The sequence below is a fragment of the Aquirufa salirivi genome (assembly GCF_045310485.1).
In the GTDB taxonomy this organism is placed as follows: Bacteria; Bacteroidota; Bacteroidia; order Cytophagales; family Spirosomataceae; genus Aquirufa; species Aquirufa salirivi.
Map to the genome: position 1 here is coordinate 191,367 of NZ_JBEWZH010000002.1, position 13,271 is coordinate 204,637.

Consider the following 13,271-nt stretch of genomic DNA (forward strand, 5'->3'; position numbering starts at 1 on the left):
AAATCCCTATTATATGTCATTCGACATGACCCTTCGGAACATATCGAAAAGCGGCTAGATTCCATGCATCTACAAAAGGGGGAGGAATATCGATCTACTGATAATCTGTAAGATTTGCCCTTGTTTTTGCCCGAAAAATGTTAGGTTTGCGCCTAACGCTGTCAAGGTTTTAAACCTTGACAGCGTTGGCTGAGGCTCTCGAAGCCAAATTATATTTTAACATGGGATTGCAAATCCCTATTATATGTCATTCGACATGACCCTTCGGAACATATCGAAAAGCGGCTAGATTCCATGCATCTACAAAAGGGGGAGGAATATCGATCTACTGATAATCTGTAAGATTTGCCCTTGTTTTTGGTCGAAAAATGTTAGGTTTGCGCCTAACGCTGGCAAGGTTTTAAACCTTGACAGCGTTGGCTGAGGCTCTAGAAGTTAGTGGGAACACTCGAAGCTGGCTGAGGCTCTCGATTTGGCTGAGGTTCTCGATTTGGCTGAGGTTCTCGAAGCCAACAACAACGTTATACACGCTACTCCACCGTCACACTCTTAGCCAAATTCCTCGGCTTGTCGACATCCAATCCACGTAAAACGCCGATGTAGTACGACATTAATTGCGTAGGTATCACCGTTAATAAAGGAGCTAATAATTCATCGGTTTCAGGGACTTCCATCACATGGTCAGATACGCCTCGAATGGCAGTGTCGTCCGGATTGATGATTGCTATCACTTTGCCTTTTCGGGCTTTGATTTCCTGAATGTTGCTGACAATCTTATCGTAATATTTGTCTTTAGTAGCTATGAATAAAGTAGGTAAAGTCTCGTCCACCAAGGCAATAGGGCCATGTTTTACCTCTCCCGACGGATATCCAGAGCAGGGAATATAACTCACCTCTTTCAGTTTTAAGGCGGCCTCCAAGGCCACTGGGAAATTATAGCCTCTTCCTAAAAACAAGAAGTTGTTTGCTTCGGCATAAACCTGTGCGACTTCCTTAATTAATTCATGGGAAGATAAAATCACTTGCACTTTCTCCGGAATTTGAGATAATTCCACTAAATAATGCTTATAATCTGCATCCGTTAATGTTTGCTTGGCTTTACCAATTTTCAAGGCCATCATGGCCAATACGGCTAATTGGGCCGTAAATGCTTTGGTACTAGCTACGCCAATCTCGGGACCTGCATGCGTATAGGCTCCTGCATGCGACAGTCGGGCTATGGAAGACCCCACCGCATTGACTACCCCAAAAATAAAGGCTCCCTGCTCTTTGGCACGTTCTATCGCCACCAAAGTATCGGCCGTTTCACCACTTTGAGATATCGCTATAATCACATCCCCTGAATGAATGATGGGATTACGGTATCGGAACTCAGAAGCATATTCTACCTCCACAGGAATCCGACAAATCGTTTCAATCATGTATTCGGCAATGAGTCCAGCATGCCAACTGGTTCCGCAGGCCACAATGATGATGCGTTTGGCTTGGGTGAAAACCGACAAATGTTGGTCTACTCCAGCTAAGGTTAAACTTAAAGTAGCAACATCCAGTCGACCACGTAAACAATCCGTTAAACTTGCTGGCTGATCAAAGATTTCTTTCAACATGAAATGATCAAAACCACCTTTTTCTATTTGAGCCAACTCCATATCCAATTGTTGGATATAGGGTGTTACCGGCTCATTTCCTAGATTTTTTAAGATGATATCATCTTTGGATATGATGGCCAACTCATAATCATTGACATAAATTACGCGCTTGGTATATTCAATGATGGGGGAGGCGTCCGATGCTAAAAAGTGCTCTCCTTCCCCTACACCAATCACCAAGGGACTACCTTTTCTGGCAGCAATTAATCTATCTGGAAATCCATCTTCCAATACAATGATCACGTAAGCTCCAACGACCCTTTTTAAGGCGATGCGCATGGCCTCTTCTAAACTAGAATTGTTGTTGATTTGGATGTCCTCAATGAAATTGACCAATACTTCTGTGTCAGTTTCACTTTGGAACGTATATCCTTTTTGGATTAATTCAGCCTTTAATGAGGCATAGTTTTCAATGATTCCATTATGTACCAAGGTGATTCTACCACTATTGGATTGGTGTGGATGGGCATTGGCATCGGTTGGCTCACCGTGCGTAGCCCAGCGTGTATGACCGATTCCGGCATGTGCTTCGTGTAAAATAGGGGCATCCCAAGTCTCTAATTCACTGACTCTTCCCTTCTTTTTGTAGGATTCAATTTGTTTACCGTATAAGGCAATTCCCGAACTATCGTAGCCCCTGTATTCTAATCTTTTTAATCCTTTTAATATGATAGGATAGGCTTCTTGATGACCTATATAAGCTACGATTCCACACATGCGATATAAAATTTATAATTGAATTATTCTACAATAGACTATTGGAAGGTAAATTTTCAAACAGCCAAATTACCCAAATTTCGTTTATTTTACCAAATTTACCGGTATTAAATGACCGATTGGGAATTCCAATAATAGTATTTTTTTTATATGTTCGCTAAATGGCTTAGAGCAAATGCTAATGGTTTTTCAATATCTTCATTTTTCCTTAAAATGATACCATATGCTGGACTATTTTCTTATTTAAAGGTCAAAATGATGGACTTATTTTTTCTTTTTCGTCTTGAAAAGACAATCTTCTGGTTTTGATTTAACAAAATAGGTTTTGTAATTCAAGGCATCTGGATTCATACAACCTTCCAAATTTAAAATTTCAATGTTTTTGAATTCCACCGGATGGCTTTCGCTTTGTAAGGAAATACTACCTTCTTTAATAAGTTCGCCCGATTTGCCAAAAATAACATCTTGCCCACTGACATTTCCACCACCTACTTGAGGTCTTTGATAAGCTAAAACTTCTTTTCCATTGGAATAATGACGAATCAACGAATCCCCTAAAACGAGCACCTCGGCCTGTACCCATTGATCGCCATGAAAGGTATCTGATTGGGAGTTGATGCAATGTGGCGTAAATAGCTTCCCATTCATTTCTACATGGGTTCCCGGTGTACATAAATTACAGGTGGTTCTTTTATCCTTTCCATTTCCTCCCAATAATTGAACCTCAATAGACACGGGAAAATCTTGCTTCAAGCCCATGCTTTCGGCAGTTTGTCCATGCACCATGATACCACTGTTTCTTGTAGCCCAACCAGGTCCTTTAATGGCCTGTTCTCCTACAAAGCGATAGTTCAAACGGATTCGGTAATAGCCAAATTTTTTCTTGTAAAAAAGGTGACCAAATCGCTCATCAAAATTGGGATAGGCCGCAGAATCATAGCGAACTACTAATTTTCCATCCTCCACCCGAAAGGTGTTGCCATAATTGACACCCGCCGGAGAATTACGGATTTTTGGAGTCCAATTGTTTAGATCCTTGCCATTAAACATGGATTCCCAAGCTTCCTTGGAAGCATTTTGGGCTTGTAATTGGAATGCGAAGATGCTTAGGAACAGCAATAATTTAATTTTCATGTTGCATTAAGGTTAAAAAATGTTTGCCTAAAATTCGGCCTTGTGTTTGTCCAGCTTCTATGCCATCCATGTAATGAATACCGCCGTAAAAACGGGAAATACTCGCTTCTTCGGCGGCTGATTCAAAAGAAGTAAAAGAACGATCATCTATACCATAGCGCTTTTCGACCGTATCTGTGTAGGCAAAATTAGAACCAAAAAAATGTGTTAACACGATGGCGGCAGTGGTTGAAACGGTGGAATGTCCACTGGGATATTCAGGAAATGGGGGCGTTTGCAAAAAGGGTTTCCATGTGGGGTCTATTAATTTCCGAATGGCTGTTTCAGGACGAATACGGTGACTGTGGTATTTCTCTCGCCAACATAACCAAAATGCATCCATTAAACTAGTCGCTAATGCCGTTCTAATGGCTAAACTTTCCCCAAATTTTACTTGTTTTTTAGCACTCGCTATCCCTGCAATTCCCATCCAATGGGCGCCGGGAGATATTTTTTTCATGCCTATCAATAAATGGCCTTGGTCGTTCAGGGCAAAGGGATTACAATCCCAAAATGCGGCAATCTTTAAATTTTCTTCGGATTTGTTTGCCTTATAAACTGCTTTACTTAAGGCATAAAAAGTAGAGGAGTTTGATTCGGAATAGGGAGCTGGAGCTGGAATTTCCTCAATCTTATTGGTGTCTAAACTAAAACTACGAATGCGATAAAAATAAGGTTCTACCGCGGGAAAATATCCAGGAGGCGTGCTGTACCATGAACCTGCTGTTTTCTTGGGAGTATACTTCGGGAAATTACTAAGCTTATTGTAGCCATCTGCTTTAGCATAGGCTAAAATTCCTTTTGCCACGGCTTGCGCTTTTTGGGTAGAAGTTTCAATGACTTGATCCGATAAACCAATTTTTCGACAAGAGTCGATGTAACGCGCTTCAAATTCTTTCATCCTATTTCCGGAAGGTTGCATTTTTTGTGCCACTTCCATCATGGCCAACATAGCCGTAAATTCGGGAGCCTCCTTGGGCTTATCTTTTGTGAATGTAGGATAGCCATTGAATTTATATTGAAATGCATTCAAGCTAGAATCCGCTTCCGTCATGACCTGATAGCCTGCTAAACAGGCATAGGAGAAAAAGCGCATCGCCAAAGGTGGATTACTGACATCATGTATCATCATCTCTGTCATTTCTTGGATTACTTTGTCGATTTCGACCCCTGAAAATTGGATTTTCTTAGACTCGGATTGACAAGCCCAACAAGCCATAAAAGTTAGAAAAAGGATGATTTTTTTCATCGTTTTGTTGCTTTATATTGGAATATGCCTCGCTGGTTAATTCCTATGAACAATTGATTCCCGATGACTTGAATCGACCTAACATCGCCTTGTAACCAAAGTCCTGTTTTTTGAGGTGAAAGCGCCTCGTACCTTAAATTTCCTTTTGAGCGCAAAAGTAAACCAGCATTAGCATCCATTTTACCAATCCGTAATTTAGCATGGTGCATATTGCCCGCTAATACAATATCCGCATCTTTTTGTCCATCTATATTCAGTATAGCAATGGCTGAAATGGGGGAGGCTTGAACTTCCCTAGGTAATTCAATTGATTCATATTGACCCTTGGAATTCAATTGGAAAAGCGAAGTTTTTAATTCAGTCGCTTTCCAAACTTGTTCTCCTTTTTGCTCCTCTTCTGTGATAATATCCGACAATTTAGCTTCAGCAAAACTTTGATAATCCGTAAATCGAGTACGCATGATACTCATTTGGTCCAATAATTCATCGCGTGTCATGAAAGGAACAGATTCACCTTTGACATAAGTAAACAAAATCGGGTCAATGGAGCCATTTTGGTCATAATCCTTGAAATGCAATTCCATAGGCTGCTCAAGGGAAGCTTTCCATTGACTGTTTAGGCCTAAATTACCTACCAAAATTTCTTTCTTCCCATCCCGATTCAAATCCTCGATTCGAATGGTATTCCATAATCCTTGTGGGGAGTTTTCAAAGAATGTGGATGTGCTTTCTTCAAAGACCTTATTATTCAACGTAAAAACCTTGATGGGCATGAATTCTCCAACCAACACCAGCTCTTTTTTGCCATCTTGATTTAAATCATCCCAAGCCGCATCTGTGACCATGCCTGCGCGTTGTATGGCAGGGAATTGTGCGCTGACATCTTTGAATTTACCCGCACCTTGATTGAGTAGAATAGAGGAGGCAGGACATTCCGGATATTTACCGGGAATCACCCGTCCACCTACGAATACATCGGGCAACTGATCTTGATTGATATCAATGATTTGAATACAAGATTTACTAACTCCTTGACTCGGTAAAGGAATTGTAGATTTTTTGAAATTTCCCTTTCCATCATTGATGTATAATCGATCAGCAAGTTTAGCATCATTCGCTTCCATCAATCCATAGCCACCACTGACGACCCATAAGTCGACATCTCCATCGCCATCTGCATCAAAAAACTGGGCATCGCTATCTTCAAAACCTATGTCTTGACTCATCGCCAAAGGCATTCGTTTCAATTCTCCAGAGCTTTGCTGCAAATATAAAGAGGCACCTTTGCCAGCTTGATTTCCGACAAATAAATCTACCAATTTATCTCCATTGACATCACCTGTACTTAGGCAGGGTCCCACATCAGATAAAGGAAGCGTGATTTGAGTTTGGCGTTTAAAATCATTGAATTCTTCCTGTGATTTTTCAAAGGATTGCAAAGTTTTCACTGAAACAAATAGCGGATTTCCTGAATTTTTGGCTTTGAAGAAAATAAGCTTCGCCTCTGATTCTTTTAAGGTAATTTTGGAAGTAGTCACCTTTTTTACCACTTGAGATTTCCCCGAATTCCATGTAATGACCAAGGAATCAATGGACGCTTTATGTCCTAAACCTACATGTAATACTGGAGAAACACTGGACTGATATCCTCGGTACAGGTTTTGTTCGAAATATTGGTTTTTTACCCCTTGGTATACCCAGATTTTAGCCCCTAAACCGAGGGTATTCAGTCCTTCACCTTGGAGTTCAATTTGAAGGTTTTTATTTTCTTTTTTAAGTTCGTTGCTTTTATTCTCAAAAATGTAGGCTGGTTTATTGATGTTATTTACAATCAGTTCCAAATCGCCATCTCCATCCAAATCAGCATAAGCCGCTCCATTACTATTGGAGGTGCTTTCCATTCCCCAGGCTTTAGTCACCGAATTAAAGGTGCCATTTTGCTGGTTCTTGAACATGTAATTACTGATGTTGGAGGCAGGCATTTTTTGCACTAGTTCCAACACGTTTTGCCTTTGAATCGATGCTTGGTTGTTTTGAACATAATCCCCCATGTATTTAAGGAAATCCAAATTGGTATAGTCCCTTAAATACCCATTGGTGATGTATAAGTCTTTCCAGCCATCATTATCATAATCCGCAAAGAGCGCACTCCAGCTCCAATCGGTATTGGAAATTCCAGCTAATTGTCCCAATTCATGAAACCTAGGTTCTTGAGTTGTTGGGTCAATACCTTGGTTGACTTGCAACATATTTCTCATGTATTGATGACCAAAGCCCACCGCCAAATTGAAATTGAATTTCTCGTAGTTATCTGGAGCCATCAAATTTTTTTGTCGCAAATTATCTTCTGGCAACATATCCAAGGTGAATATGTCGGCTAAGCCATCATTGTTAATATCGGCAATGTCATTTCCCATAGAAAAATGAGAAGTATGTCCCATGCTTTTCTGAATGACGTTTTTGAACTTTTTGCCTTGTTGGTTGATGTATAAATAATCTGGAATGGTATAGTCGTTGGATACATAGAAATCCAACCAACCATCGGCATTCATATCGGAGATTCCAACGGCTAAACCGTAGGAAAGGGAAGAACTGCTAATCCCTAGGGAGTTGGTCACATCTTCGAAATGACCTTTTTGTTTTTGTTGAAAGAAGCGTAAGCCGCTGTTAGGGTCTTCTTGTTGAAGCAAATTTGCTGTACTCGCTTCATCTAATATGGGTAGTGATTTAGGATTGTGATTTACCAAAATCATATCTAGATCTTGGTCTTTATCATAATCGAAGAAAACGGCCTGCGTGCTATTGGCAGGGCTATCTAGTCCGTATGCGGCTGCATCATCTTTAAACAATGGGACACCGGAGGCGTCATTTCCTTGATTGATGAATAATTGATTGCGTTTTTTATCGGGAGGTAAATTTCCAGAGTAGCATAAGTAAATATCTAATTTATGATCGCCATTGATGTCCACCAAGGAAACACCTGTTTTCCATGGCCCCGGTCTGCCTGTTACTCCCGCTATTTCGGCGACTTCTTTAAAAACTAAATCACCTTGGTTCAAGTAAAAATGGTTGTTTTCCATATTACTGGAAAAATACATGTCTTGCTTTCCATCTCCATTCAAATCTCCCGTGGCAACTCCACCGCCATTGTAGAAATATTCATACATCAGGACATTGGTATTTAAGCCTTCCTCAATTTTATTTTCAAAATTGACATGACTTTGCTCGGGACTCAGCAATTGGAAAAGTTGAGGTTCAGGATTGCTCTCTAATTCAGTTTTTGCCTTTTGGCAAGAAAAGCTAATGATGATGAGTAGGAGAGCAAAATAATTTTTCACGTGACTATGGCTAAATAATGAAAAAAGGAAATGGTAAAGCATTTCTACTTTACCATTTCCTTACAAATATACTAGATTAATATCCAGGATTTTGAACCAACTTATTATTGCGGTTCATTTCATCACGGTGGATTGGCAAGAAGTACATCTTGTCTAACCATGTTCTGTTCTCTTTACCTGGATCCATATCCACTACTTTGTATGAATAATCGAAACTACTTGGATCATACTTATAAAGTGTCACGGATTTGCCTGGCTTCAAAGAACCAAATATGTTAATGATTTTCACTTTGGCACCTAAGGTGTTAGTAGCAATCATCCAACGGCGTGCATCATGGTAACGATGTTCTTCGAAAGCTAATTCCACACGACGCTCGTTACGATAACGCTCGCGCAAGGCATTGCCACTTTCTGTTACTGCTGGCATACCCGAACGGAAACGTATTTTGTTTAACCAAGTACGCGCTTCAGCATCTTGTCCTAATTCGATACAAGCCTCAACATAATTTAGGATGGCTTCTGTATAGCGGAAGAAAGGCCAAGGAATTTGTTGCCAAGTATTTTGATCTATAATGGATGGATTTGGATCGGTGAACTTACGGAAATAATATCCCGTGTAGCTACCATTCCAGTCTTCCACGGTACTCTTACGAGTATCTAAACCAAAATAAGAAACTTTTCCAGAACCAGAAGAAAGCTCATATTGACCCGTTTGAATTTGGTTCATTGGATCTTTTGAAGCTACGTCAGCCGTTCTAGGTTTCCAGTTAGCACCATCATACAATAAAGACGCATAGAAACGTGGATCACGATTGTCATATGGACTAGCTGCATGGCCTGGGTTAGACCATGAAAACTTAGAACCATCCATCATTTCGTAATCATCCACTAAGTTTTGGATTGGGGCATTTCCAGCCCAGTTGTGGTATCCATTTGGACCATTAAATAAACCGATACGACCACCGTTTTCTTGTTTGGCATTGATAAAATAGCGAGCAAAGATTAATTCTTTTTCACCACCATTTTTTGCTAAGGAGTTATTTTGATAGTTCGTTACAGCATCATTTTTTTCTGCTGGTGCAGATAGGTTTAATGCATTTCCAAATCCAGGTAAATCCAATACCGCTTTAGCAGCATCTTTGGCTTTCGTCCAACGAGCCGCACGGTCGCCAGAAGTATAAGCTAAGATCGCTGGCGTAGCAAAAGCAGCCATCGCTGTCGATTTAGATTTCGCTGTAGCTGCATCGTATAAATCACTAGCTCCATATAAAAGGATACGTGATTTTATGGCTAAACAAGCGGCTCTACTTCCTCTACCTGCTGCTAAAGATTTACCATTCAATAAAGCAGCTGCTTCATCGCAATCTTTCACAATAAAGTTGATACATTCTTCCATCGTATTTCTTTGAGTTAGGAAGTCAGTATCCGTTAGAGCATAAGCCTTATCTATAATCGGCACACCACCATAATAGCGAACTAATTGGTGATAGAAATAGGCACGCATGAATTTAGCTTCTCCCGTCAAACGCTCCACTAGGGCCGTTGGGAAGGTAGTTGCTTTTTTCAAGTTCGCTAAGGCCAAATTACATGCACGAATACGTGTGTACATATTTTGCCAGCTAAGTGTACCATTCACCCAACCAATATCAGCCGGGTTAGAGCGCGATTCCGTGATGGTTGTAATACCACGTCCCGGGTGAGTAAAGGATGCTTCATCCGTAAGAGAAGCAAGCATTTGCTCGTCAAATCCACCGTTTCCTAGACCTCCGTACAATTCTGTTACGAATGCTTCGGCCAAGTTAGGGTCAGTCCAAACAACCGATTCTGATAGTTGGTCCAGCGGCTTTGTATTAACAAAATCGTCATTGCAGCTGGTTAATACGGTACTAAAAAATGCTAGTGCAATGATTATGTTTCTTTTTTTCATAATGAATACGATAGTTTATGAGTTAAAAAGTAGCTGTTAAACCTACGTTTATGATTCTTGACTGTGGGTAATACTGTCCAGTAGCATTGGATGATTCTGGATCGTATACTTTCAATTTGTCAAACGTCAATAAGTTCAAACCATTCGTGTACACACGGCAGTTTTTCAAACCTATTTTAGCCAAGGCAGAAGCTGGAATGTTGTATCCAATTTCTAAGTTTTTCAAACGAATGTAGTCAGTACTACGCAACCAATATGTATTGTTATTTGAATAGTATTGGTCACTACGGTTAGCAATACGAGGGTGCTCGCTGCTTGGATTTTCTACAGTCCAACGATTTCGGTAAATATCCGATAGGAAGTTACCAATGTTTCCTGATTCACCAGCACTTACATATTGTTGTGCACCGGCTGCTCCTTGGAACAAGATCGTTAAATCAAATCCTTTGTATTGAGCGCCCAAGTTGAAACCCCCTTGGAATAAAGGCAATTGAGTGAAGTCATTACGTACTTGATCATCTGGGGTGATTTTTCCATCACCGTTGAAATCTTTGTACTTCATGTCACCCGGACGTAAGGTATTTACGATAGCCTTATAATTGATGGTGTTGGCATCAATTTCCGCTTGATCTTTAAATACGCCATCATACAAGTATGCCTGATAAGTATACATCGGCTTACCTGTTGTTCTTTGCCACTCAGGTGCTCCTGGAGCTTCGTCCCAGAATAAGATTTTGTTCTTAGCATAACCTCCATTTATACCTACATTGAAGTTTAAGTCACCAATTTGGTCACGGTATCCCAATGTAAAGTCAAATCCTTGGTTGGAAACCTCTCCAATGTTTTGCGCTGGAAGAGTTAAACCGGTCGATTGCGGCACAGAAGCATTTTTTACCCAAAGGATATCAGTTCTTTTGTTGTAGAAATAATCTAATTCAAAAGTCAATTTATTGTTGAATAAAGCTCCTTCTAAACCGATATCCGAGTTTGTAGCCACTTCCCACTTAATGTTATTATTCGGGATTTTCGTTTCGAACAAAGTCTTAGTTTCTACATTACCGATGATGTAAGATCTAAATCCATACGTAGACAAATATTGGTAAGTAGCGATTTGGTCATTACCCATTTGTCCCCATGAACCTCTTAACTTCAAGAAGTTGATCACAGGCAATTCGTTTTTGATGAAATTCTCTTCAGACATCACCCAACCCGCCATTACGCCAGGGAAGAAACCATAACGAGTCTCTGGAGGGAAAATATCCGAACCATCATAACGCCATAAGAATTCAGCTAAGTATTTCTCTTTGTAGTTATAAGCCACACGGCCGAAATAGTTTAAACGAGCTCTTTCATATGCACCACCACCATTGTTTTTCTCTAAGTCACCACCAGCGAACATTTGATCCAAAGCAGTAGAGATAAAGAAACGACGATACGCGTTGAAGTTGTCTCCATCGATCGTTTCACGGTTAGTACCTGCTAAAACAGTTAAACCATGGTCATCGAATTTTCTTTCATAAGTGAAAATACCTCCCAATAAAACGTTTAACTGAGTTTCATTTCCTAATGTCAAACGAGGTTCTGCTGGTCCACGCTTACTAGGTACCAAGATAGGAGTTTTACCATCTGCCTCGAAGCCTGTACCTTTTTCATATAATGTCCAAGGAGTCTCCCAGCGTTTGGTATCTCTGAAACGCTTGTCGATCGCCGCTGTACCTGTAAATTTCAAACCTTTGATGAATGGAATTTTGATGTCCAATTGACCATTGGTTTGGAAATAACTTTGCTTATCACGGTCATAACCTGTTTGGTTTGTTGTAATAACCACTGGGTTTTCACCATTTTCAATATCTGGACCTGGACGACCATCTGGCCAGAAAGCGGGCTGGTTTGGTTTTCCACGCATTTGCATACGGAAAATAGCACTTGCCGGTTTGGTTGGGAAACGGCGGTTTTCTTCACGTCCCACAATACCCACCGATAAGTTGACATTTTCATTGATTTTAGCATCTAAATTCAAGCGAATATCATATTGCTGATATCCGGTAGCTGAATTTTTGTAGAATGCATCTTGGTTTTGGTATCCCAAAGAAGCCAAATATTTGATGTTCTCACTACCACCACTCATTTGTACATTGTGACGTGATTGTGGAGACCAGTTTTTTAAAGTAGCACCATACCAATCTGTGTTAGGATGTAACCACGGATCTGAACCGTCGTTGTACAACTTCATGTCGGTAGGGGAATAAGGAGCTTTACGGCCATTGTAAACGCCAGTTTCTTTGTACGCTTTAGTAGCATCTGCCCACTGACTTACGGGCAATTGGTAAATATCCAAGTCATTTAACATACCTGCATATTGTGCGGCATTGGCTAAAGCAGGGACAACTGTTGGCTGAGCAAAGCCTTGATTGAATGAATAAGATAATTCTGGCTTACCCGATTTGCCTTTTTTCGTCGTAATCAAAATAACACCATTGGCAGCACGTGCACCATAAATGGCAGCTGAGGCATCTTTCAAGACAGAAACTGACTCAATATCAGCTGGGTTAATACGGTCTAAACCACCCGCTCTGTTTGGAATACCGTCAATTACGATTAAGGCATCACTGTTGTTCAAAGTATTTGCACCACGGATACGGATGGAAGAACCATCATAACCAGGCTCACCACTACGGTTTACAGCAACCACACCGGCCATTCTACCAGCCAATGAATTACTTAAGTTAACGCTAGGTGATTTCTGTAATTCATTTCCTTTAACAGAAACCACAGAACCAGAAACAGTCGCCTTTTTCTGAACACCATAACCTACCACCACTACTTCAGATAGACTTTTAGCATCAGGTTTTAAGCTAACATGAATGACACTCTGATTTCCTACAGTTACTTCTTTAGGTTCGTAACTCACAAAAGAAAAGAGCAATTTACTTTGAGCATTGGTAACATTAATGGAATACTTACCATCAACATTGGTCGTAGTTCCTTTACTTGTTTCTTTGAGGATGATGTTGACACCGATGAGCGGCTCGCCTTTTTCATCAGTAACCGTACCAGTTACTGTGGACACTTTGCCTTGACCCATGGAAATCCATGACATCGACAACAAAAATGCCAAAAGCAAAACCGCATTACTGCTAATAAATTTTGTTTTCATACAAGGAATGATTAAATGGTTAATCGACACAATATGATTACTGGTCGACAGAATTAATTTT

General features: G+C 40.4%; 6 protein-coding genes. All 6 read right to left on the reverse strand.

Annotation, left to right across the window (positions count from 1 at the left end; translation table 11 throughout):
* Nucleotides 1–530: 530 nt before the first annotated feature.
* On the reverse strand, nucleotides 531–2,366 hold the full coding sequence (gene glmS / locus U0R11_RS03200) for a glutamine--fructose-6-phosphate transaminase (isomerizing) (protein WP_406749771.1): 1,836 nt from the start codon (nucleotides 2,364–2,366) through the stop codon (nucleotides 531–533).
* A 264-nt stretch (nucleotides 2,367–2,630) separates the two neighbouring features.
* Nucleotides 2,631–3,500: a 3-keto-disaccharide hydrolase gene (locus tag U0R11_RS03205; protein ID WP_406749772.1), complete on the reverse strand. Its 870-nt coding sequence runs from the start codon at nucleotides 3,498–3,500 to the stop codon at nucleotides 2,631–2,633.
* Nucleotides 3,490–4,788, reverse strand: coding sequence for a vanadium-dependent haloperoxidase (locus U0R11_RS03210; RefSeq protein WP_406749773.1), 1,299 nt, complete (start codon nucleotides 4,786–4,788; stop codon nucleotides 3,490–3,492). The genes U0R11_RS03205 and U0R11_RS03210 overlap by 11 nt, the downstream gene beginning before the upstream one ends.
* Entirely contained in the window at nucleotides 4,785–8,126 is a 3,342-nt protein-coding gene (locus tag U0R11_RS03215) for a VCBS repeat-containing protein (protein WP_406749774.1), read from the reverse strand. Before U0R11_RS03215 ends, U0R11_RS03210 begins: the two co-directional genes overlap by 4 nt.
* A 76-nt stretch (nucleotides 8,127–8,202) precedes the next feature.
* A complete protein-coding gene (locus U0R11_RS03220) occupies nucleotides 8,203–10,053 on the reverse strand; it encodes a RagB/SusD family nutrient uptake outer membrane protein (RefSeq protein WP_406749775.1) in 1,851 nt (616 codons plus the stop codon).
* 22 nt (nucleotides 10,054–10,075) lie between these two features.
* Entirely contained in the window at nucleotides 10,076–13,210 is a 3,135-nt protein-coding gene (locus tag U0R11_RS03225) for a SusC/RagA family TonB-linked outer membrane protein (protein WP_406749776.1), read from the reverse strand.
* Nucleotides 13,211–13,271: the final 61 nt, after the last annotated feature.

Bases quoted from the DNA above. Each gene is read 5' to 3' on its own strand.
- glmS (WP_406749771.1), bottom strand. From the start codon at position 2,366: ATGTGTGGAATCGTAGCTTATATAGGTCATCAAGAAGCCTATCCTATC.
- U0R11_RS03205 (WP_406749772.1), bottom strand. From the start codon at position 3,500: ATGAAAATTAAATTATTGCTGTTCCTAAGCATCTTCGCATTCCAATTA.
- U0R11_RS03210 (WP_406749773.1), bottom strand. From the start codon at position 4,788: ATGAAAAAAATCATCCTTTTTCTAACTTTTATGGCTTGTTGGGCTTGT.
- U0R11_RS03220 (WP_406749775.1), bottom strand. From the start codon at position 10,053: ATGAAAAAAAGAAACATAATCATTGCACTAGCATTTTTTAGTACCGTA.
- U0R11_RS03225 (WP_406749776.1), bottom strand. From the start codon at position 13,210: ATGAAAACAAAATTTATTAGCAGTAATGCGGTTTTGCTTTTGGCATTT.